This is a genomic window from Magnetococcales bacterium (assembly GCA_015231925.1).
Lineage (GTDB): Bacteria > Pseudomonadota > Magnetococcia > Magnetococcales > JADGAQ01 > JADGAQ01.
The window spans coordinates 1-24,550 of the sequence record JADGAQ010000027.1 but is presented as its reverse complement, the minus strand read 5'-3'; the positions used below and the strand labels follow the sequence as shown (position 1 = coordinate 24,550).

General features: G+C 58.5%; 14 protein-coding genes. 13 read left to right on the top strand and 1 reads right to left on the bottom strand.

The features are described 5' to 3' along the window. Positions 1–915 precede the first annotated feature (915 nt). A complete protein-coding gene (locus HQL56_05185) occupies positions 916–1,986 on the top strand; it encodes a transposase (GenBank protein MBF0308904.1) in 1,071 nt (356 codons plus the stop codon). A gap of 16 nt (positions 1,987–2,002) precedes the next feature. On the opposite strand, the gene HQL56_05180 is transcribed toward HQL56_05185, so the two are convergent. Next, positions 2,003–3,034, bottom strand: a complete 1,032-nt coding sequence (locus HQL56_05180) for a hypothetical protein (GenBank protein MBF0308903.1) — start codon at positions 3,032–3,034, stop codon at positions 2,003–2,005. Between the two features lie 85 nt (positions 3,035–3,119). Between HQL56_05180 and HQL56_05175 the strand changes: the two genes are divergently transcribed. From HQL56_05175 to pglZ, 12 genes are all read left to right on the top strand, one after another. Beyond that, positions 3,120–4,022 carry a WYL domain-containing protein gene (locus tag HQL56_05175; protein ID MBF0308902.1) on the top strand — a complete coding sequence of 301 codons (903 nt, stop codon included), beginning with the start codon at positions 3,120–3,122 and terminating at the stop codon, positions 4,020–4,022. Between the two features lie 31 nt (positions 4,023–4,053). After that, positions 4,054–4,545, top strand: a complete 492-nt coding sequence (brxF, locus tag HQL56_05170; GenBank protein MBF0308901.1) for a BREX-3 system P-loop-containing protein BrxF — start codon at positions 4,054–4,056, stop codon at positions 4,543–4,545. Positions 4,546–4,556: 11 nt separating this feature from the next. Then, complete coding sequence (locus HQL56_05165; GenBank protein ID MBF0308900.1) at positions 4,557–7,424, top strand: DNA methylase; 2,868 nt, start codon at positions 4,557–4,559, stop codon at positions 7,422–7,424. 105 nt (positions 7,425–7,529) lie between these two features. Then, complete coding sequence (locus HQL56_05160; protein ID MBF0308899.1) at positions 7,530–11,264, top strand: ATP-binding protein; 3,735 nt, start codon at positions 7,530–7,532, stop codon at positions 11,262–11,264. 4 nt (positions 11,265–11,268) lie between these two features. Next, complete coding sequence (locus tag HQL56_05155) at positions 11,269–12,240, top strand: restriction endonuclease (GenBank protein ID MBF0308898.1); 972 nt, start codon at positions 11,269–11,271, stop codon at positions 12,238–12,240. Positions 12,241–12,274: 34 nt separating this feature from the next. Further along, entirely contained in the window at positions 12,275–13,948 is a 1,674-nt protein-coding gene (locus HQL56_05150) for a putative DNA binding domain-containing protein (GenBank protein ID MBF0308897.1), read from the top strand. A 133-nt stretch (positions 13,949–14,081) separates the two neighbouring features. Further along, on the top strand, positions 14,082–16,931 hold the full coding sequence (locus HQL56_05145) for a DNA methylase (protein MBF0308896.1): 2,850 nt from the start codon (positions 14,082–14,084) through the stop codon (positions 16,929–16,931). Beyond that, entirely contained in the window at positions 16,928–18,118 is a 1,191-nt protein-coding gene (locus HQL56_05140) for a DUF262 domain-containing protein (GenBank protein ID MBF0308895.1), read from the top strand. Before HQL56_05145 ends, HQL56_05140 begins: the two co-directional genes overlap by 4 nt. Next, positions 18,093–19,202: a DUF3696 domain-containing protein gene (locus HQL56_05135; protein ID MBF0308894.1), complete on the top strand. Its 1,110-nt coding sequence runs from the start codon at positions 18,093–18,095 to the stop codon at positions 19,200–19,202. The genes HQL56_05140 and HQL56_05135 overlap by 26 nt, the downstream gene beginning before the upstream one ends. After that, a complete protein-coding gene (locus HQL56_05130) occupies positions 19,168–20,157 on the top strand; it encodes a hypothetical protein (GenBank protein ID MBF0308893.1) in 990 nt (329 codons plus the stop codon). The genes HQL56_05135 and HQL56_05130 overlap by 35 nt, the downstream gene beginning before the upstream one ends. Before the next feature lie 15 nt (positions 20,158–20,172). After that, positions 20,173–22,968 carry a DEAD/DEAH box helicase family protein gene (locus HQL56_05125; GenBank protein MBF0308892.1) on the top strand — a complete coding sequence of 932 codons (2,796 nt, stop codon included), beginning with the start codon at positions 20,173–20,175 and terminating at the stop codon, positions 22,966–22,968. Continuing rightward, a partial coding sequence (gene pglZ / locus HQL56_05120) for a BREX-3 system phosphatase PglZ (protein ID MBF0308891.1) occupies positions 22,961–24,550 on the top strand: 1,590 nt, incomplete at its 3' end. The genes HQL56_05125 and pglZ, both read left to right, overlap by 8 nt.

Sequence of the window (24,550 nt, the reverse complement as noted above, 5' to 3'; positions counted from 1 at the left end):
TCACCGTTGTTTGTATGACGCATCAAAAAATATTATGTTATCTAGCAAGTCCTCCCTGGACACCCAGCTAAATTCCTTATCAACAATCACCACCACACCACAAACCCGAGGCATACACATGATAATGATTCAGGCGAATATTGCAATACATTCCCCCAGCAGGCTATGACAACTCCATCCTCTCAATCGACGCGCTTGCCCGTTGTCGCCCATTCGAGCCGGGTTTCCCCGACCCCGGAGCAGTGCGCAGGGTGACCAAAAATGACATCCAGACATCGAGAAGTGTACAACCTCTTTATCTTGCGGCGAAGTCGGAGTCAAGGGACTATGGAGTCGGATGAGCGGAAATCCTTGGCCACAGAGAAAGAGAGAGGGGGGCGGGCTGTTTTTGGCCTCAGCGAGTCGAGAACGTCCTCCCCATTTTGACACAAAATAGAGGCACAGACGGCGACGGGCAAAAAAAAGCGGGTTCGATTGATACCGAACCCGCTGATCACAAGGTGTTTTTTGGTGGAGCGAACCACCCCCAGATCGGGAATTCTTTGAAATTTCTGTGTGGTTCAACAAAGAAGGTTTACCCGATTCTCGAACAGGCGAACGAGACTACAGGACGGGGCAACTGATTGGGGAAGAAAGAGAATCAGGAAAGAGGGTGGGAATTCTCTGATCCCTTCCTTGGGAGCGGATCGGAGTCAGGGTGGCGACCGTTCCGGGCTGGATCTGGGTGGGGGGCTATCCCAGGCGATTTCACCCCGACCTCGCCGGGGAAGAGAGGCTGACCGAAGGTCCCGGATCGGTGGCACGGCGGAACCCCCTCCTGCGCCCCCTTTCTGAGAGCCGTGCCGAAATGTAGGATGCCGCCATCTGCATGGCTTCTGGCCATTTTTTCAAAACGATGCGAAGGTGGTTTCAGCGATGGCGAGTTCGTTCGTGTTCCTCCTGTGGACCATGATGACCCACTTCTTCAGCCCTCGGCACAACGCCGAGATCCGGTTCCTCAAGGCCCAGCTCCGCATCCTTCAGGCGCGGGTGACGACCAAGCGGATTTCCCCGTCGCCAGAGGAAAAGGCAGAACTTCTCCGCATCGGCGCCGAGTGCGACCACAATGTGGCCGACCTGATGGAGATCGTCAAGCCCGCCACCTACCGGCGCTGGGTCGGCCAATCCGACAAAGGCCAGCCCTTCAAGCCGCTCGGACGCCCCCGTCTGACCCAGGAACTTCGGGATGCAGCCATCCTCATGGCCAGGGAGAACATCCTCTGGGGCTACCGGCGTATCGCCGGGGAACTCAAGAAGCTGGGGCTGTATGCCGGTGCCACCACAGTCAAGCGGATTCTGCGGGAAGCCGACATCCACCCCACCCCCGAAAAGGAGAAGAAGAAACCGCCCCTGCCCTGGCTGACCTTCCTCAAGGCCCACCTGGAATCCGTTGTGGCCTGCGACTTCTTCACCAAGGACGTCTTCACCCCCATGGGCAAGATGACGGCCTACGCCCTGGTCTTCATCCACCTGGGCAGCAGGCGGGTCCATTGCAGCGCGCCGACCTACTCCCCCGACAGCGCCTGGGTGACCCAACAGGCCCGCAACGCTTTGATGTGGTGCGACGAGGAAGGCGTCAAGCCCAGATTCCTGATCCGCGACGCCGACACCAAGTTTTCCGGGCCATTCAACGAGGTCTGGAAATCCGAAGGGGTCCGGGTTATCCAGATTCCCCATGGGGCACCCCAGGCCAATGCCTTCTGCGAGTCCTTCATCGGCACCCTCAAGCGGGAGTGCCTGGATTTCTTCGTCTGCTTCAGCAGTTCCCAGCTCGCCTACGTTCTGAAGACCTGGATCAGCCACTACAACACCGAGCGACCGCATTCGGGCGACGGGATCGGGAACAACGTCCTCCAGGTGAACTTCCGGCCCCAGGAGACCGGGACGATCCGCAGCAGGGAAGCCCTCGGCGGGGTCATACGATCCTACTGGCGGGAGGCGGCATAATCAGGTCAACGCCCGCTCAACCTGATGAGGCCTCGACAAAAGGGCAGAGTCGTGGGGCGCAGCGGTCGCACGACAAGGGAGTCTTTGCGCAAGGATCCTGGCTCGCTACTCGATTCGATTTCGAGCAGAACGCATAAAGAGCCTGCTGTACGAGTCTCGGCGAGTAGCTCGGCAACCCTGGGCGAAAGCCGCGCAGGTCAATACTGGCGGCCTGTTCGCGGAGCCAGCTCTCACGGGAGCTGTAGGTCTTCGAGTCGTTGGGGGCGCGAAGGAGATCGATTCCGCGTGCGACGTTCGTATCGATGACCATGAGTTCATTTCCGTCGATCCGAGGGAACCACGGGGTGAATCCTGGGTAAAGGATGGGGGTCGATAGCGCACTCACAAACATCGTCGCAAGCTTGCGCCCCACCCGATGAACCTGCATGAAGCGGTCGACCAGGAGCATGGCGCGTTCTGTCGGTGAGATTGTCTCCCGGCACACCTCGACCAGCAACTGGTGAAGACCACCTTCCTTCCATATGCGGAGCCACGCTGAGGTCGGCAATTTTCCCAGGTCACCCATACGATTGAACACCATGGTCGCGTCCTTCACCTGGCAGTTGGCGCCAGGGCAGACGCCGCAGTCGATTACCTTGCCGAACTTCGAGACGTCACAGCTCTCTTCGAAGGCGTGGGCAGAACCCAGCGCTGGGCAAGCATGATGGGCAATGGATTCTTTCACAAGGTCAGCGTCGGCAACAACCCTCATCATGTTGCGAGGGAGTGATCGTTGCTGCTGCATAATCACGACATCGCGCAGAGCCTGGTACATCGACAGGGTTACAAAAAGTTGGAAGAGCGTCGGCTCCCTGCCGACCGCGAGTTCTTCGGGGTTGACGGCAAAGGCTCCAATGCGGTTCTGATCGCAGTAAAACGGGACTGCCTTTGGCCCGTGGTCCTGGTCGAGGCGAGCGTCCACGAACCAAGCAACAACCGCAGCCAACGTCAGTCTGGCGGAAACCTCGCCAAACTCTTCGCGACGGCTGGATTGGTGATGGTCAAGCATTGATCCCGGCTCCGAAATGGATTAAGAAACTATAGGCGAGCAGCGAACCTGTTGGAACCAGAATGGTTGCCGAGGAAAGATGGACATGTCTCCTGACCCCGAGGAAAAGAAGCCGGAAGACCAGGGGCCCGTCCGCCACAGCGTGGGCAGGAGGCTCCAGTTTATCGAGTTCTGTCTGTTTTGGGAGGGGCAGCTTAACCGGAGCGATATCATGAACCGGTTTGGGATCTCGGAACCCCAGGCCTCGGCGGACCTGGCCCGCTATCAGGAACTGGCACCCGACAACCTGGTGTACGACAGGAGCCTCAAACGTTATATTTCTGGACCAAAGTTTCGCCCGGTGCTGGTCAAACCGGAGGCAAACAACTACCTGACTCAGCTTCGCGCCCTCGCGGAGGAGCTCACCTCACGCGAGGAAACGTGGATTGTGCGCTCCCCCGTCTACGACGTGGCGCCTACTCCGCGCCGGGAAATCAACCCGAACCGACTGAGGAAGATGTTGCAAGCCATTCGGGAGGCCAGGACGATTTCCATCGCCTATCAGTCCTTGTCGCGCCCAGAACCCAGGTGGCGCTGGATTACACCGCATGCCCTCGGTTTTGATGGCTTTCGTTGGCATGTGCGGGCTTATTGCCATATCGACGACCGCTTCAAGGATTTTCTCCTTGCGCGTATCCAGGGGGTGCGTCGGGAAACGAGAGAGCGCCAGATCGATCCCGTGGAGGACAAGGAATGGCATTCCAAGCTGACTGTGCGCATCGGTCCCCACCCGGATTTCACGCCCAGCCAGAAACGGGTGGTGGAAAAAGACTACGGCATGAAGGAAGGCGAGTTCAGGATTCACGTCCGGCAAGCCTTGCTGTATTACCTGCTCAAGCGTCTGGGGCTGGACGCCGGGCATGGGTCGCGGCGTCCCATGGAGCAGCATATCGTGCTGCTCAATCGCCAGGAACTCGAGGAGAAACTCGGTCGCCCCCTTTGGCTTTGACCGGCTTGCGAACTGCGGCGAGAGGAACGTGATGACCCCCTCCAAAGACCAGGAAATCCTTCGTTTGGTTGCCCAGGCGGAAAGTCTCTACCACCGTCTGGTTCTGGTCGTCGGGCCTTCCGGTTCCGGAAAAACCACGGTATTAAACAGGTTGGCCGAGGGCAAGGGTTGGCGCGTCCTCAATCTCGGCCTTGACCTTGCTCGGTCCATGTTGGAGCTGACCGAACGTCAACGGCCCCTGCGCGTCCAGAAACTTCTGGACGGCCTGCTTGAACCGATCAAGGCAGAGGTGATCGTGCTGGACAACACCGAAATTCTCTTTGACGCCTCTTTGAAACTGGAGCCTCTGCGCCTGTTGCAGTCGCTCTCCAGGGACCGTTCGGTTATAGCAAGCTGGAATGGCTCTGTTTCCGAGGGGCAGCTGACCTTCGCCCTCCCGGACCATCCAGAGTTCAGACGCTACCCCGCGCGGGAGTTGATGTTGATCGAGATGGAACCGCGCGATCAATCCGGGAGAAGCTGATGCACGGCAAGATGGGTGATCTGTTCGAGAACGAACCCCTGGATGATCGGCGAGCGACCGGACCTGTCGAGTGCCTCGGCCTGACCTTCGAGAACGACGCAGCTCGGCGCGCCTTTTTTCTGGAGAAGCTGCGGGAGAAGCTGGCCGACCCGGAGTTCCGCAAAATCGAGGGATTTCCCATCGGTTCCGACGCGGATATCCTGGCCCTGTCCGATCCTCCTTACTACACCGCCTGCCCCAACCCGTTCCTGGAGGAGTTCCTTCGCCACCACGGCAAGCCTTGGGATCCCGCCGCGCCCTATCACAAGGAACCGTTCGCGGCGGATGTGAGCGAGGGGAAGAACGACCCCATCTACAACGCCCACTCGTACCACACCAAGGTGCCGCACAAGGCGATCATGCGGTACATCCTGCACTACACCGAGCCGGGAGACGTGGTCTTCGACGGTTTTTGCGGCACCGGAATGACCGGGGTGGCAGCCCAGTTGTGCGGAGATGTCAGGACCGTGGAGAGTCTTGGATATCGGGTTTTGGGCGACGGAGTCATCCTGGACCAATCCGGTCAGCCCTTCTCCAGGCTTGGCGCACGGTATGCGGTGCTGAACGACCTCTCTCCCGCCGCCACCTTCATTGCCTACAACTACAATACACCGGTGGATGTACGCGCCTTCGAACGGGAGGCTGGGAGAATCCTGCGCGAAGTGGAGGCGGAATGTGGATGGATGTACGCCACCCTCCACAAGCCCACAGCGGCCCAACTGGCCGAGGCGGTTGCACGGCTGAATGACGGCGAAGATCCCAAAAAGCTTACCCAGGATACTGCATTGCCTTGGGGACGCATCAACTATACGGTCTGGTCGGACGTCTTCTCCTGCCCCCATTGCGCGACGGAGATCGTTTTCTGGGATGCGGCGGTGGACAAAACGACGGGGAGCGTGCTTGAGCGATTTTCTTGTCCTCAATGTCAGAAGGAGACCACCAAGCGCACGACTGGTCGAGCCTGGACCACCAAGCTCGATCCCATTTTGGGGCAGATGATCCGTCAATCTAAACAAGTCCCGGTCCTGATCAACTATAGCGTTGGAAGTAAACGGTTTGAGAAAAGTCCAGATTCGTTTGATGTTGAACTTGTTCGATCCATTGGAAGCAAAAAACCTGAATATTGGGTGCCATCTGTTCGTATGCCGGAGGGGGATGAAGCACGGCGGAACGACGATTCAGGGATCACGCATGTTCATCATTTTTTCTCTCAAAGAAATATGCTTGTGTTTTCAGAGATATTTAGAAGTGCAGATTTTCCATCTGCAAAAATATCCCTATTAGGAGGATATACAGTTGGCCTGAAGACAGCAAGATTTCTACCGCTTCGTTGGGTCCAGAAAGACACAGGACCGATGAAGCCTCATACGGCTGGCACGTTATACATACCATCACTAAATGGAGAACAAAACTGGCTTAATATTTTTCAGTCACGAGTTGAGTCAACATCGCGTCAATTAAGAAATTCCTCGACGTTAAGATGGGAGAGTGTTCAGATATCAACAGCATCTTCTACTGTGATCAGTTCGCCATGTTGTTCTGTTGATTATCTGTTCCTTGATCCGCCATTCGGATCTAACTTGATGTATTCAGAGCTTAACTTTATCCAAGAGTCGTGGCTTGGTATATTAACAAACATTAAAGAAGAGGCAATAGAGAATAAGACCCAAGAAAAAACGATTACTGAGTATCGGAAAATTATGACTGAATGTTTCATAGAAGCGTATCGAATACTAAAACCTGGTCGATGGTTAACTGTAGAGTTCTCCAACACCAAGGCAAGCGTCTGGAACGCCATTCAGTCGGCCATTCAGTCCGCCGGTTTCGTCATCGCCAATGTCTCCGCCTTGGACAAGCAGCAGGGCAGCTTCAAGGCTGTGACCACCACCACCGCCGTCAAACAGGATCTGGTCATTTCCGCCTACAAGCCCAACGGCGGATTGGAGGAGCGTTTCGCCCGCACGGCCAAGAGCGAGGCGGGGGTTTGGGATTTCATCCGTACCCATCTGGGCTATCTCGCCAACGTGAAGAGCAAGGGCGAGGAGATGGAGTTCATCCCCGAACGCGACCCGCGCATCCTCTTCGACCAACTGGTGGCTTGGTACGTGCGTCACAACTTCGACGTGCCCATGGGGAGCGCCGAATTCCAGGAGGGTTTGAATCAGCGTTTCCCGACGCGGGACGGCATGGTCTTCCTGGAAAGCCAAGTAGCGGATTACGACCGGGTCCGGGAAAAGGCCAAGGCCCCGCCGCAACGCTCCCTGTTCGTCACCGACGAGCGTTCCGCCATCGACTGGTTGCGCCATTTCCTGAAGAAGAAGCCCTCCACCTACCAGGAAATCCACACGGAATTCATGCAGCAACTGAATATCGCCTGGAAGAGCCACGAAACCCGACCGGAACTGGACGAGTTGCTGGCCCAGAACTTCCTGCAATACGATGGCCCCGGGGACGTTCCTGCCCAGCTTCACAGCTACCTCTCTACCAACTTCAAGGAACTGCGCAATCTGGAGAAGGACGATCCCAACTTGCGTGAGAGAGCCAGGGAGCGTTGGTATGTCCCAGACCCCAACAAGGCCATCGATCTGGAGAAACTCCGCGAACGCACCCTGCTCAAGGAGTTCGAGAGTTACCGGCAAGCCCAGCAAAGACGCCTGAAGCTCTTCCGTCTGGAGGCTGTTCGGGCCGGATTCAAAAAAGCTTGGCAAGCCAGGGATTTTGCCACCATCATCGAGGTGGCGAAAAAAATCCCGGAGGCGGTGCTGGAGGAAGACCCCAAGCTGATCATGTGGTACGACCAGGCGGTGAACCGGGTGGAGGAACAGGGACGGGAAGCCTGAAACAGTAGAGCCTGAAATAGTGGAGCCGCCATCCTGGCGGCTTGTCATCTGTTAAAGAGCCGCCAGGATGGCGGCTCCACGGTAGGTCATTGTGAGGATTCTGCGATGAATTATGGCGACCTGATCCAGTTCGATCCCATTGAAACGGTCATCCACCTGCGCCAGGCCGATCAGGCGGTGCTGGCCCGCCAACTCGTCCAGACCTACGTCATCTCCGATGAAATGGCCGACCGTCTGGCGAAGCTGGTCATCCCCCAGTTGCAGTTCGATGAGCCTGCCGACAACAAGGGGCTGCTGGTGGTGGGCAATTACGGCACCGGCAAATCCCACCTCATGTCGGTGCTTTCCAGTCTGGCGGAATACCCGGAACTTGCCGACGCGCTTTCTCACCCCGTGGTCGCGGCGGCGGCGGGACGCATTGCCGGGCGGTTCAAGGTGGTGCGCACCGAGATCGGGGCCACCACCATGGCCCTGCGGGAGATCATCGCGGCAGAACTGGAAGAGCACCTGGCGAAGCTGGGGGTGGAGTTCTCCTTTCCCGAGTCCGGGTCGGTGACAGGCAACAAAAGAACCTTCGAGGAGCTGATGGCCGCCTTCCATCAGCATTATCCGGATCATGGGTTGCTGATGGTGGTGGACGAACTCCTGGACTACCTGCGCACCCGCAAGGATCAGGAACTCATCCTGGATTTGAGCTTCCTGCGCGAGGTCGGAGAGGTCTGCAAGGATCTGCGGTTTCGTTTCGTGGCCGGGGTGCAGGAGGCGATCTTCGACAGCCCCCGCTTCGCCTTCGTCGCCGACAACGTGCGACGGGTGAAGGACCGCTTCGAGCAGGTGCTCATCGCCCGCCGGGATGTGAAGTTCGTGGTGGCCCAGCGCCTCTTGAAGAAGAGCGCGGAGCAGCAGTCCCGCATCCGGGATTACCTGACCCCCTTCGCCCGTTGTTACGGCACCATGAACGAGCGGATGGAGGAGTTTGTCACCCTCTTTCCCGTTCACCCCGATTACATCGACACCTTTGAACGCATCACGGTGGTGGAAAAGCGGGAGGTTCTGAAGACCCTCTCCCTGGCCATGCGTGGGTTGTTGGGGCAGGAGGTGCCGACGGACCATCCGGGTTTGATCGCCTATGATCGCTACTGGGCCTCCCTGTGCGACAACGCCTCGTTCCGCTCTGTGCCGGAGATCAAATCAGTCATCGATTGCAGCCAGGTGCTGGAGGCGCGCCTCCAGCAGGCCTTCACCCGTCCGGCTTACCGCCCCATGGCGTTGCGCATCATCCACGCCCTGTCGATCCACCGGCTGACCCATCACGACATTTACGCTCCCCTGGGGGCCACCGCCCGGGAATTGCGGGATTCCCTCTGTCTCTACCAGCCCGGCATCGAGGAGATGGGCGGCGACCCGGCGGATGATCTGCACACCCAGGTGGAGACGGTGCTGAAGGAGATTCACAAGACGGTCAGCGGCCAGTTCATCTCCTCCAACCCCCAGAATCGCCAGTTCTACCTGGATCTGAAGAAGACCGACGACTTCGACGCCTACATCGAGAAGCGGGCCGAAACCCTGGAACCCGCCCAACTGGACCGCTATTACTACGAGGCCCTGCGCCGGGTGACGGAACACACCGATCTGCCCACCTACGTCACCGGCTTTCGTATCTGGCAACACGAACTGGAGTGGCGGGAGCGCAAGGCCTCGCGGTTGGGCTATCTCTTCTTCGGCGCGCCCAACGAGCGTTCCACCGCCGCGCCGCCCCGGGATTTCTACCTCTACTTCATCCAGCCTTTCGACCCTCCGCGCTACAAGAAGGAGAAGAAGCCGGACGAGGTCTTCTTCCATCTGACCGGAGCCGATGACGCCTTCCGGCAGGCGGTGCGCTTCTATGCGGCCTCCCTGGAGCTGGCCTCCGTCTCGTCGGGCAGTGCCAAGGCCACCTACGAGGCCAAGGCCAACGGCTATCTGAAACGGCTGGTGAGTTGGCTCCAGGAGCACATGACCACCGCCTTCGAGATCGATTATCAGGGGCGGCGCAAATCCCTGGAAGAGTGGGCCAAGGGCCACTCCTTGCGGGAGCTGTCCGGGATCAAGAACGAGGAGCGGATCAACTTCCGCGACCTGGTCAACGTCATGGCCGGGATTTGCCTCTCCACCCATTTTGCCGATCAGTCCCCGGACTATCCCCGTTTTTCGGTGCTGGTTACCTCGACAAACCGGAAACAGGCGGCTCAGGAGGCCCTGCGCGGCTTGGCCAGCGGAACCAGAACCCGGCAGGCTACCGCCATTCTGGACGCCCTGGAAGTGCTGGACGGAGGGAGGCTTGACGTTTCCCGCTCCCGTTATGCCCGATATGTGCTGGAGGTTCTGAACCGCAAGCCTTCAGGGCAGGTGACCAACCGTTCGGAGCTCGTTCAGGATGAATGGGGGGTCGAGTATCTGGGCCTCGGCTCCATCAGGCTGGAGATGGAGTGGGTTGCCGTGGTTTTCGGAACGCTGGTTCAGGCCGGAGAGCTGGCCCTCACCCTGGCCGGGAAGAAATTCGACGCCGGAAACTTAAGCGAACTGGCCGCCTGCCCGGTGGACGACCTGATCGCCTTCAAGCACCTGGAACGCCCCAGGGAATGGGATATGGCGGCCCTCAAGGCACTGTTCGAAATGCTGGGAATCACCCCCGGACTGGCGCAACTGGTGGCCCAGGGCAAACCGGAGCCCATCCAGGAGTTGCAAGCCAAGGTGACCGCCCAGGTGGAACGGCTGGTGCAGGCCAGCCACCGGGTGCGGGAGGGGCTGCCGTTCTGGGGCCAGACCCTGTTGACCGGGGCGGTGGTCGCCGACCTGCGTTCCCGTATGGACGAGACCAAGACCTTCCTGGAAACCCTCCAGTTGCTCAACACCCCTGGCAAGCTCAAGAACCTGCGCCAGAATGCCCAACAAATCCGCAGCCGACAGGACGAAGGGTTTTCCGCCCTGGTCGAGGTGGAGACGCTTTATCAGCTGGTCAGCAGTTTGGGTGATTTGACCGCCTATCTCACCACCGCCGAGGCGGTGCTGCCGTCGGAGCATCCCTGGGGGGGCAAGGTGCGGGAGGTCCGCTCCGAACTGCTGGTCCGCCTGGGGGACGCCAAGAAACGCGCCGCCCCGGACTTTTCCCAGAAATCCCGCCACAAGCTGCTGGAACTCAAAACCGGCTACGGCGCGGTCTATGGGTCGCTGCACACCCGCGACCGCCTCGGGGTGAACGAAGAAAAGCGCGCCACGGCCCTGAAGAGCGACCCCCGGTTGGAGCGACTCAAACGCTTGGCCACCATCGAGTTGATGCCTGCCTCGCAGTTGACCTCCTTTCAGAACCGTCTGGCGGGCTTGACGGCTTGCCACCGGCTCACCCCGAAGGAGCTTGAGGCCCACCCGGTCTGTCCCCATTGCGGCTACAAACCAAATGCCGAACCTTCCGCTCCTCCTGCCGAGAGCCGTTTGAGCAAACTCGCCGAGGAGCTGGACGCTCTGGTGGAGGGATGGACGCGCACTCTGCTGGAGAACCTGTCCGACCCCACCATCCAGGAGAATCTGTCCCTGCTCAAACCCGAGGCCCGTAACCTGGTGGACGGCTTCCTGGCCCGGCGGCAACTGCCCGAACCCCTGGATCACGAGTTCATCCACGCCGTGCGAGAGGTACTCTCCGGCCTGGAAAAGCTCACCGTCAACGACCAACAGCTCAAACAGGTGCTGCTGGGAGGCGGCTCCCCCGCCACGGTGGAGGAGTTGAAGGAGCGGTTCGAGCGGTTTCTCGAAGGACTGGTGCGGGGAAAGGAACGGGGCAAGGTGCGGATCGTGCTGGAGTGAACCCATGGCGATATCATTGACAGAGGCCAAGGCGATTGCCGAAATAGCCGATGTTCTTTACTCGTTCCTTCCGGGATCGTTCTCTTCCGTCACCTTTGAAACTGTGGCGAAAGAAGCAGGTGTTGGCCTCTATTGGCAGAGTGGCAGCAAGAAACCCGCGATTACGGCCCTGCTTGACAAGACTCTTGAGTTTTCCCGGTCCCGGTTTGAACCTCTGATTGTGGGAATCGTTCGGGCAGGGTTGCAATACCGTCAGAGAAAAAATGACCCGGTACGCAAAGCAGAGATTCTGGTGCTCAATGCTTCCATATCGAATATCGGGTTCAAATTTCCTGACTTGTGGGATGCAGCATTTTTGGACTCTCTGGACCAAACATCTTCAGAACCCACATTTTCTGAAGTCAAAGCGGGGAACCAATCCGATCAAACCAGACATGCACCAGAGGCCATCCTCAGGGAACGATTGAATATCCTTAAGGAAAAATTCTATCAACTGTGCGCACAGCAAAATCGACAACAAGCGGGTCTTGATCTCGAAAAATTGCTTGAAGAACTTTTCGAGTTGTATGCCCTGAACCCCAGGGGTTCGTTCCGCGTTCAGGGCGAACAGATCGACGGGTCTTTCGATCTTGGAGGTCATGTTTACCTTGTAGAGGCCAAATGGCTGTCTCAGTCCGTTTCAGAAGAGCCTCTGTTGGTTTTCCGTGGAAAATTGGAAGGGAAATCGGCCTGGACAAGAGGGGTGTTTATTGCGCTCAATGGGTTCTCTGATCTGGCGCTTCAAGCGATCACTCGGGGAAAACAGCCCACCTTTTTCTTGATGGAGGGCTATGACCTGACCATGGTCCTGGAAGGGCAATGTCGTTTGGATGATCTCTTACGCGCCAAGGTTCGCCTTCTGAGCGAAGAAGGAAAGGTGTTTGCATCTGTCAGGGAGATCCTGAACGACAGCAAGAACAAGGTTGGAGCATCATGAAACGGCTTGGTTCTCTCCCCGTGAAGGATTGCTGATGAGTGCGACAGACCGCCCCTTGGACGCCATTCGGCGGCAAGGCGAAAACCTCACCGTTGAATTCAAAAGCGACCAGAAACCGCTTCCTGATCGGGAGTTGGTAGCCGCAGTCGTGGCTTTGGCCAACACGGAGGGTGGCGAGTTGTTCCTTGGCGTAGAGGATGACGGCAAGGTTACTGGTTTGCATGCCAACCACAGGGAAGCTGCTGGAATGGCCGCACTGATCGCCAACCGGACCATTCCCTCTCTGCCCGTTCGGATCGAGGTGCTGGAAGACTCCGGAATGCAGGTGGCCAGGATTCGCGTGCCGAAGTCACGGCAGCTGGTCTCCACAGCGGAAGGCCTGCTGCAACGGCGACGGTTGATGGTCAATGGCAGGCCTGAGGCGGTGCCGTTCTATCCCCACGAATTCCTCCAACGTCAGTCCGCCATGGGACTGGCCGACCCTTCGGCAGCACCGTTGCCCTTTCTGTCCGTGGAGGCGTTCAATCCTTTGGAGCGCCATCGCATTCGGGAGGCCATTCGCCGCTACGGCGGGGATGCGGCTCTGCTTCCCCTGGCGGATGAGGAGTTGGACGGCGCCCTCGGGCTGGTCACCACCCTGGACGGGGTGCGCTGCCCCACCTTGGCCGGTCTCCTGATGATGGGACGGGAAGAGGTGTTGCGGCAGCAGGTGCCCGCCCATGAGGCCGCATTTCAGGTGTTGGATGGGACCGACGTCCGCGTCAACGAGTTTTTCCGCAAACCGCTCCTGCAGCTCTTTGAGGAGATGGAACGCCTGTTCGCCGCCAGGGTGACGGAACATGAGGTGCAACTCGGCCTGTTCCGGGTGCCGGTGCCCAACTTCGAACGCCGGGCTTTTCGTGAAGCCGTGGTCAACGCCCTGGTTCACCGCGATTACAGTCGATTGGGCGCGGTTCATGTACGCATTGACGACGACGGCCTGACCATCTCCAATCCGGGCGGTTTCGTCGAGGGGGTGACCCTGGAAAACCTGCTGGTGACCGAACCGCGCCCCCGCAACCCGCTGTTGGCCGATATTTCCAAACGGATCGGTCTGGCCGAGCGCACCGGAAGGGGCATCGACCGGATCTTCGAAGGGTTGTTGCGTTATGGCCGCCCCTCGCCGGATTATGGGCGTTCGGATACCACCTCGGTGGTGCTGCGCATGAGCAGCGCCGATTCGGATCGGGATTTTCTGGAGATGGTCATTCGTGAGGAGGATCGTTCCTCACGACCACTGCCGCTGGACAGTCTGATCATCCTCTCCCGGTTGCGCCGGGAGCGGCGTCTGACGACGGCGGAACTGGCCGGGTCTACCCAGAAATCGGAGCAGGAGACCCGCTCCGCGTTGGAGCGGCTGATTGAGGCCGGTCTGTTGGTGGCGCACGGCGCGGCCCGTGGCCGCACCTACACCCTCAGCGCCGGGGTCTACCGCAAGGTGGGACAGCAGGCCGACTACATTCGGCAAGCTGGTTTCGATCCGATCCAGCAGGAGCAAATGGTGTTGCGGTTCATCCAGGAACATGGGGCCATCAAGCGGGCCGAGGTTATGGAGTTATGCAGAATCTCTGCTTCTCAGGCCTATCATCTGCTCAACCGTCTGAAGAAGGCTGGGAAAATCAGCCAGGATGGAAAGTTGCGCCATGCGGTCTATACACGCACGCCGTAATCAATGCACAGGTGTATAGATCCTATAAACATGTGCATTGGCGTGTATAGAATGGCGCGAGACCTTGTGTAACCTCGATGAAAATCAACGAATTGGTGACTCGGAGAAGGTAATGCGCGGCAAGATGGGCGATATGTTTGCGGATGAACCCCTGGACGACCGGAAAACGACCGGACCTGTCGAGTGCCTCGGCCTGACCTTCGAGAACGACGCCGCCCGGCGCGCCTTTTTTCTGGAGAAGCTGCGGGAGAAGCTGGCCGACCCGGAATTTCGCGCAATCGAGGGTTTTCCCCTCGGTTCCGACGCGGATATCCTGGCCCTGTCCGATCCCCCCTATTACACCGCCTGCCCCAATCCGTTCCTGGAGGAGTTCGTTCGGCGCCACGGCAAGCCCTACGATTCGGCTGTGGGTTACAGTCGCAAACCCTTTGCCGTGGATGTGAGCGAGGGCAAGACCGATCCCCTCTACAAGGCCCATTCCTATCACACCAAGGTGCCGCATCTGGCCATCGTGCCGTCGATACTCCATTACACCGAACCGGGGGAGGTGGTGCTGGACGGGTTTTGCGGTTCCGGCATGACCGGGGTGGCGGCCCAGTGGTGCGGCAGCGCCCCGGCGCAGTACCGCCAGCAATTGGAGACCCTCTGGAAAAACGAGGGCCTGGAACCACCCTGCTGGGGGGCGCGGCGGGTGGTGCTGAACGATCTCTCCCCGGCGGCCACCTTCATCGCCGCCAACTACAACCTGCCGTTCGAGGTGCGGGACTTCGCCCGCGCCGGGCGGAAGCTCCTGGACGAGGTGGCTGCGGAACTGGGCTGGATGTACGAAACCCGTCATTCCAAGGAGGGCCAGGTCAAGGGGCGTATCGAATACACCGTCTGGAGCGAGGTCTTTGCCTGTCCCACCTGCGGCGGGGAGGTGGTCTTTCTCGACGAGGCCCTGGACCAGGAGAGCAAACGGGTCCGGGAAACCTTCCCCTGCCCGCATTGCACCAAGGAGTTGAACAAAGACAACCTGGAGCGGGTTCTGGAAAGGCAACTTGACCCAGCCCTGGGGGAGTCCTGGCAGAGGGTGAAGTTTCGGCCTTCCTTGATCGTTTATGACGTGGGTGGCAAGCGTTTCGAGAAGCAACCGGAGGCGTTCGATCTGGAATTGCTGGACCGCATTCGCCATGAGCCCTATCCGCCGGAGGTGCCCACCAACCGTTTTCCCATCGAAGCGATGTACCACGGCTCAAGGATCGCTCCCAAGGGATTCACCCACGTTCACCACTTCTTTCTCCCCCGCGCCGCCCACGCCCTGGCCGCCTTGTGGCGCAAGGCCAACGCCCATCCCGAACCCCGCACCCGGAATATGTTGGTGTTTTTTGTGGAGCAGGCGATTTGGGGGATGTCGGTGCTCGCTCGTTATACGCCAACCCACTTTTCTCAGGTTAATCAATATCTGACCGGCGTCTATTACGTTGCTTCTCAGCACGCTGAATGCAGCCCTTGGTATATCCTGGAGGGCAAGTTGGAGCGGTTGATCAAGGTTTTTACCCCTCATCCCCCGGCCCCTTCTCCCACAAGGGGAGAAGGGGAGCAAGAAGGGCGCGGTAAGCCCCTCTCCCCTCGTGGGAGAGGGGTTGGGGGTGAGGGGGCGACCGTTACCACCGGTTCCGCCGCCCGGCTCAATTTGCCAGACGACAGCATCGACTACATCTTCACCGATCCGCCCTTCGGCGAGAACATCTATTATGCCGATCTCAACTTTTTGGTAGAGTCCTGGCATCGGGTGACCACCGACGCCCAGCCGGAGGCCATCGTGGATCGCTTCAAGCAGAAGGCGATGCCCGAATACCAGGAGTTGATGCGTCGCTGCTTCACCGAATACTGCCGGGTGTTGAAGCCCGGTCGCTGGATGACGGTGGTCTTTCACAACTCCAAGAACGCGGTCTGGAACGCCATCCAGGAGGCCATGGGGCGGGCGGGGTTCATCGTCGCCGACGTGCGCACCCTGGACAAGCAGCAGGGTTCCTACCGGCAGGTGACCAGCACCGCCGTCAAGCAGGATCTGGTGATCTCCGCTTACAAGCCCAACGGCGGACTGGAGGCGCGGTTCAAACTGGAGGCCGGGAGCGAGAACGGCGTATGGGACTTCGTGCGCACCCACCTGAAACAACTGCCCCTCTTCGTGGCCCGGGGCGACGAGGCGGAGGTGGTGGCGGAACGGCTGGGACATCTGCTCTATGACCGCATGGTGGCTTTTCATGTGCAGCGCGGGGTCTTGATGCCCATGTCGGCGGCGGAATTCTACCAGGGGTTGAGCCAGCGGTTCGATGAACGGGACCAGATGTATTTTCTTGCGGAACAGTCCCTGGAATACGACCGCCGCCGTCTGACCGTGAAGAAGGTGCGGCAGCTCACCATGTTCATCACCGACGAGGCCTCCGCCATTCAATGGCTCAAACGCGCCCTGGGCGAAAAGCCCCGGACCTATCAGGAGCTCTACCCGGAGTTCATCCAGGAGGTCCAGAAGGGCGGCAGTTGGCGCAGTCACGAAAAGCCCATCGAGCTGGCGGACCTGTTGGAGCAGAATTTTCTGTGCTACGAAGGTCATGGGGAGGTTCCCGCCCAGCTGCACAGCTACCTCTCCACCAATTTCAAGGAGCTGCGCAACCTGGAGAAGAACGACCCGACCTTGCAGGCCAAAGCCCGCGAGCGCTGGTACGTTCCCGACCCCAACAAGGCCGCCGATCTGGAAAAGGTGCGGGAACGCGCCCTGCTTCGGGAGTTCGAGACCTACCGCGACCCCACGCTGCGCAAGCTGAAACTCTTCCGCTTCGAGGCGGTGCGCGCCGGTTTCAAAAAATCCTGGGGAGAAAAGCAGTTCGGGACCATCGTGGAGGTGGCGAAGAAAATCCCGGAGGCGGTGCTGGAGGAAGATCCCAAGCTGATCATGTGGTACGACCAGGCGGTGAATCGGGTGGAGGAAGGGCAATGAATACGAACCAAGACATTTCACAAGCGGGCCGTATTTCTGAGCAAGAGGAAGAGATTTATCCCGATGGAGTGGAAGCGGAAGACATTGGCATCAACCAACCCTTCAATCCATCTGAAATCCGCGTCGAAACCCAACAGATGAGTCTCGATACGCTGATCAAGCGTATCAGGGAAAACGAGATCGATCTGTCTCCCAATTTTCAGAGAAACGAAGTTTGGAAACCGTTAGCGAAAAGCAGGTTGATTGAGTCATTGCTTATCAGAATTCCCTTGCCCGCGTTCTATATGGACGCGACAAATGAGGATAGGTGGGTTGTCATTGACGGCCTGCAACGATTATCCACTTTGCGTGATTTTATTATAGGAAAGACGGAGAATGGCTCTACTGAATACATGACTCTCTCAGGGCTCGAATTCCTGAATGAGTTGGAAGGAAAGCTCTTCAGCGAATTGCAGAGGAATTTCCAAAGAAGAATTGAAGAAACGCAGGTCACGGTCTATAAAATCGAAAAAGGGACTCCACCCGAGGTAAAGTTCAATATATTCAGGCGGATCAACACAGGAGGGCTACCGCTCTCATCACAGGAAATTCGCCATGCCCTCAATCAGGGAGCAGTCGTTCAGCTTCTCAAAGAGATGGCTGAGTCAAATGAATTCCGGCAGGCTGTCAATAACGGGGTCAAAGAAAAGGAAAGAATGGCGGACCGGGAATGTGCGCTGCGTGTTCTGGCCTTCCTGAGAACCAGGCCAGAACAGTATGATGACAAGGTGAAAGATTTTGACGCATTCTTGAGTGATGCCATGGCTGATCTGAATGGATTGACTGATCAGGAGCGTGATCAACTCAAAGGTCGGTTTTTTAGAGCAATGCGGATTGCCAGGGCGTTGTTTGATCGTAAAGCCTTCCGAAAACAATCAAAAAGATCAACATATGGATATCCTATCAATAAATCATTGTTGGAATCCTGGTCGGTCAATCTGGACGCACTGACGGAGGCGCAGGTGCAATCGTTGACCGAAAGGAAGGAGCAACTGCGCGAAAGATTCCTTGATATCATGGAGGAACGTGATTTCGACGATGCAGTCACCCAAGGTACAGGTTCAAAAGCGCGTGTCCAGCTTCGGTTCAGAAGAATCAAAGAGATCATCCAGGAGGTTTTAAATGCCAACCCATCTGATGCTGCATAATTTCAAGTGTTTCCCACAGGAGACCTTCCGACTCTCTCACCTGAATTTACTGACGGGCATCAATGGCACGGGGAAGTCCTCTGTACTCCAGTCGCTGCTCCTGTTGCGGCAGTCCTTCGAGATGGGGGTTTTGGCCAGGGAAGGGCTGGCGCTAAACGGAAACTTGGTTCGACTGGGAACGGCCAAGGACGTTTTCTTTGAGGATGCCAAGGAAGATCTCATCGAAATCGGTCTTGGAGATGAAAATGGCGTTTCCAGTACCTTCAGATACTCCTACGACAAGTCGCGGGATTTCCTCCAATCCAGTTCAGCCCTGGAGGTGCCCTGGGAACAGCTCTCTCAACTAAGCCTGTTTTCGGACAAATTCCATTACCTGCATGCCGAAAGAAGTGGTCCGCGACATGCCTTCCCCATGTCGGACCAGCATGTTCGTGTTCACCGGCAAGTTGGGGCGGATGGCGAATTCACAGGACATTTTCTGGACCACTATCGCGATCAAAAAATTTTGCCTGTGCTGTCACACCCCGAGGCCAAATCAAACACCCTCCTGGCTCAGGTGGAAGCTTGGTTGGGGGAGATCAGCCCCGGTGTGGAAATCCGTCTGGAACCTCACACCGACATGGATGTGATCAAGCTCGGCTTCTCTTTTGTTGGAACTCACCAAAGAACCGGCAGTTTTCGATCCACCAGCGTAGGTTTTGGCATCTCCTATGTCCTTCCCATCCTCGCTGCAATCCTCTCTTCATCTTCGGGGGCGCTTATCTTGTTGGAAAATCCAGAAGCGCATCTCCATCCCCGTGGACAGGCCAAAATGGGAGAACTGATGGCGCGTGCAGCTTCCGCAGGGATTCAGTTGATTGTCGAATCCCATAGCGACCATATCCTGAATGGCATTCGCATCGCAGTTCGACAAGGCATTTTGGCGCCCAAGGACGCGGCCTTCTTCTTTTTCTCAAGAGTCGAGAGCGATAATCGCATGTGCAGCAAAATAGAAACCCCAACGATTGACAGAAATGGCCGCATTGATCACTGGCCAGAGGGTTTCTTTGATGAATGGGAAAAAAGCCTGGAAAGCCTCTTTTGAATCTGGAGAAGCCTCTATGGATTTGATCTTCAACGAGTTGTCCCTGGCTCCCTGCGCCCCAAGCCGGGAAATTGCCAGAGAACGGGTCAAAACCTTTCTGGAAACGCTCAGGACCGCTTTCAGCCAAGGGATAAGCAGACAACTCCGCACTCAAGAAGCCTTCAAAGATTCATTGCTCGCCGAGGGATATTCCTGGTGGGCCTGGATGACCGATTCTGTTGTCGATAAGGAAGAGAGGCAATATCTGAAGGCGCTCGCCACCCGAACTCCCTTCTTGGATGGCTTGCAAGATGCTCAAGACCAGTCCATGAGTTGCGAAGTTTTTTTCGATAATAAAAAGGCAGAAGGTCTGGGTGCGGCGTATTTTACCGAGGGGCTGTCCGTCAGTCTGAATTCCAACTCCCATTGGGACATGCCTTTTCTTGTGGTGACTATCCATGAATTAAATGATGGTGGAGAGCTTATTGAAAGCCATCACGATCTTCCTCACGCCAGCCATCCCGATCATATTGAAAAGCACCACCAATCCTGGATCCAAGAAACCATAAAGAGATCAGTTACGAGTTGGAGCGATCTTTGGGAATCTCGCACCGGATTCTTCCCTTCTCTCATTTTTTGCGAAGGAATCCGGGAACAGATGCTCGATTTGCCAAAAAACACTCTGCAATCCTTTGTTCGCGGCTTGTTTTGCCTTGAGAAATATTGCCAGTCGTGGGGTTCGGGAGGGTTCGATCTTTCGGCCCTTGGGTGTCAGTCCTCTTCGGAAGGAGAAGTTTCCAAAACAAGATTCAAGGACGAGAGGACTTTTTCTTGCCAAGACGGGCAGAAGATCACCTTCATATATCATGTAAAATTGGCTAATCCTTGGCGAATCTATTTTGACCCAACTCCAGGACCAGGAAGGATGTTCGTCGGTTACGTAGGGAGGCATCTCCGCACCAAGCATGATCATTGAAGGTGGTGCAATCAGATGAATTCCCATTGGCTCTACTCAACTTTCCACCACCAACCATGCCGTCTCTTGGAGGGGCATCTCCTATGGGGGGAGAGCTATCACCGCATCTGGTTCCCCGACCAGGACGCCATCGTTCGCGTCCCCGCGTCCCAACTCATCCCCATTGAAGACGCCCCCGGCCTCACCCCCAACCATCTGACCTACCTCGCCACCGCCGCCCGGATCGCGGACACCCTGACCCACGACCTGCTGCTGGCTCCCATCGAAGCCTCGGTCATTCCCTTGCCCCATCAGCTTCACGCCCTTTCCCGCGCCCTGTCCGGCGACCGGGTGCGTTATCTGCTGGCCGATGAGGTGGGGCTTGGAAAGACCATCGAGGCCGGGTTGATTCTGCGGGAGCTGAAGCTGCGGGGCTTGGTGCGGCGGGTGCTGGTCATGGCCCCCAAGGGGTTGGTCACCCAGTGGGTGGCGGAAATGAAGACCCATTTCAACGAGGAGTTCCGGCTGCTCCTGCCCGGGGATTTCGAGGGCTACCGGCGCATTGCCGGGGAGGAGAATCCCTGGCGGACCCATCCCCAGGTGATCTGCTCCCTGGATTCGGTCAAACCCCTCGAAAAACGCCGGGGCTGGTCCCGGCAGCAACTCGCCGCCCACAACCGGGACCGCTTCGACGGTCTGGTGGCCGCTGGCTGGGATCTGATCATCGTGGACGAGGCCCACCGCTTGGGCGGCAGCACCGATCAGGTGGCCCGCTTCCGGCTGGGACAAGGGCTTGCCGAGGCCGCCCCCTATCTCCTGCTCCTTTCCGCCACCCCCCATCAGGGCAAGAGCGACGCCTTCCACCGCCTGTTGACCCTGCTCGACGCGGAAAACTTCCCAGGTCCCGCCAGCGTCACCCGGGAACGGGTGCAACCCTACGTGATCCGCACGGAGAAACGCCGCGCCATCGATGCCGAGGGCCATCCCCTCTTCAAACCCCGCCGGACCCAGATGTTCCCCGTCTCCTGGGAGGCGCGACATCACCAGCAGAAGGCCTTGTATGAAGCGGTCTCCGACTACGTGCGCCTGGGCTACAACCAGGCCGTGCGCCAGAAGAGGAACGCCATTGGTTTCCTGCTGATCCTGCTGCAGCGTCTGGTCACCTCCAGCACCCGCGCCATCCGTTCCACCCTGGAACGCCGTCTGGAGGCGCTCAAACTTCCCGAGGCCCAACTCTCTCTGTTCTCCTCGGAAGAGGCGGAAGAGTGGTCCGAGCTGGATGGGCAGGAGTGGCTGGAGGCCCTGCTCACCGCGCCCCTGAAAGGGTTGCGCAACGAACGCGCCGAGGTCAATACGTTGCTGGAGGCCGCCCGGCAATGCGAACTCTCCGGACCGGACGCCAAGGCGGAAACCCTGTTGGAGCGGCTCTACACCCTGCAACAGGAGGAGAACGACCCGGACCTCAAGGTGCTGATCTTCACCGAGTTTATCCCCACCCAGGAGATGTTGAGGGAGTTTCTGGAGCAGCGAGGTTTTTCCGTGGTCTGCCTCAACGGGTCCATGACCATGGAGGAACGCAAACGGGTCCAGGAGGCCTTCGCGGGCGAGAAACGCCTCCTGATCTCCACCGATGCCGGTGGCGAAGGGCTCAACCTCCAGTTCTGCCACGTGGTGATCAACTACGACCTGCCCTGGAACCCGATGCGCCTGGAACAGCGCATCGGTCGGGTGGACCGCATTGGCCAGAAACGGGTGGTCCGTGCCCTCAATTTCGTCTTCGAGGAAACGGTGGAATTCCGGGTGCGCGAGGTGCTGGAGGAAAAGCTGGGGGTCATCCGCAAAGAGTTTGGCATCGACAAGACCGGAGACGTGCTCGATTCGGTTCAGGATGGGGAGTGGTTCGACGAGTTGTTCGTGGAAACCCTGCTTCAACCGGATCGTCTGGAGCCGGTGGTGGACGAGGTGGTGGGACGCCTTCGGGAACGGGCCGCCCTGGCCAGGGAGAACGATCCTCTCCTGGGAACGACCCCGGAGTTGGAACCCGGCGAGGCCCAACGGCTGTTGGCCCACCCCATGCCCCATTGGGTGGAGCGGATGGTCACCGGTTATTTGCGGGCCCAGGGGGGCAGCGTGACGCCAACCCGGAGCGGCTGGCTGTTGGGCTGGCCCGGCGAGCCGGTCGAGACCACTCCGGTGGTTTTCAACGCCAAGGAGGCCGAAATCGCGCCCTCGGCGCACCATTGGACCCTGGAACATCCCCGGGTTCGCGGTCTGGCGAGCAACCTGCCCCGTTTCGTGCCGGGACAACCCGTTCCGGTGGTGGCGTTGCCCGGCCTCTCCGGTCAGGTGAGCGGAGTCTGGTTCCTGTGGCGTATCGCCCTGGTCGGAATCGCGGAGCCACGCCAACGCTTCCTCCCCCTCTTTCTCCACGACGATGGCCGACTGCTGCAACCCACGGCTCGTCGGATCTGGGACCAGTTGCTTACCGTCGAAGGAAGGGTGCTCTCCCACCTCAAGGGGGAGGAAAGCCGGTCTCTGCTGTCGAGAGGCCTGGAACTCGCCGAGTTCCAGGGCCAGACGCTCTACCAGGAATTGCTGGAAGCCCACACCGGTCGTCTGGAGCGTGAACGGGAGAAGGCGCAGTACTCCTTTGCTATGCGCCGCCAGGCCCTGGAACGCCTCGGGCTGACCGAGGTGCGCCAGCATCGGTTGGCCCAGCTCACCCGGGAAGAGGAGGAAAAACGAGCGGAATTCACGGCCAGGGAACAGGCCTTGCCCGAATTGACGCCCCTGATGGTGATCCGCCTGGTTGGGGAGAAAACCGATGTCTGATTGGCGCGAGTCGATCCTGAAGGACTTTGTTCCCCACCTTGCCCGACTGACCCTGGTGGCCGACCCGGATGACCTGCTGGTAGAAGAGGTCATCCAGCAGGGGTTGCGCGAGCGCGGGTTCGAGGTGATGCGCTTCGAAGACCCCATGGCCTTCCGTTTCGCCTACGAATCCAAATTCCGCGCTCATTGGGATCGAGGTGAACTAGGTGATCTGGTGGTGATCGTGGGAGGGGACGCCAAGGCCTTGAAGGCGCTGCCCTCCGACCTGTTGCAGCAAGGCCGCTCCCTTGCCTTTGGACTGGCGGCGTTGTTTCCGGGTTTGAGTTATCCGGTGGTGGCCTCCCTGGATCGGGGTGATCTGGAGCCGCTCCATCAGGCCCTGGTCCATCATCCCGGGGAAACCCTGGGAGAAAATCCCACCAAGGATTTTATTCTGCGGCACGTTTTCCAGATTGCTCCGGAGTTGATCCGCAACGAGGTGGAGCTGCTGCGCCTGCTGCTGTGGCGGCATTATCGAGGTCAAAGAATCCCTTCCATCCTGGACGAACGGCTGATTGGGTTGTTGCGGCAACGAAACCGTTTCGAGGATTGGGTGTTGGAGGAGCTTATTCCCCATCGTCAGGCTTTCTTTGGATTCCTCCAGGAGCGCTGGCCGATCTTTCTGCAAAGGTTGCTGGAACGGCTGGAGGGCAACCCGTGGATCACCCCCGACGAACATGTCTCTTCCTATGGCCTGAGGTTCGCGGGACCGGCGGTACTGCCTTTCGACCACGACGATGTCCGCATCTACATGGACAATCTCTTTCTGGACGGGTTGCTCAAGCCGGTGACCTTTGCCCACTCCAGGCTGGCCAACCTGAACTGGGTGTTGACGGGTATACGCCGCGACCCGGAGGCTGACCGGAAACTTCACCTGGAGGGATTACTGGAGCAATGTCGCGCCTCGTTGCCCTCCGAGGAGAGCCGCCACCGGGAATGGCAACAATTCGCTCAAAGGTGGAGCCAGGTCACCCGGATGATGAACGATCCGGACAGGTCGGCTCCTCCAGGCGCCCAGGAGGCCTTTGGGGCTCTGCGGGAACGACTGGACCCCACCTTCCAAAGCTGGATGGAAAAACGTTTTGCCGGACTCCACAACCAACCACCGCTGCCGCCGGTCATGCTGCACCATGTTCCCCGAGCTATGGCCAGACGCCTGGAGCAGGGCGGCAAGGCGGCGCTGGTGGTGTTGGACGGACTCTCCCTGGAGCAGTGGCTGGTGCTGCGGGACACGATCCTGGAGCAACGTCCGGGATTCGCTTTTCGGGAAGAGAGTGTCTTCGCCTGGGTTCCGACGCTCACCTCCATTTCGCGGCAGGCGCTTTTCTCGGCTTCTCCACCGCTTTTCTTCCCCGCCTCCCTGCTTACCACCCAACAGGAGCCCGGTCTGTGGAAGAGATTCTGGGACGGGCATGGGCTTGCCGCGTCCTCCGTGGGCTACCTGAAAGGGCTGGGTGACGGCTCCCTGGCCGAGGTTGAAAGAATGCTCGCCAACCCCCGCCTTCGGGTCGTGGGATTGGTGGTGGATATGATCGACCGGATC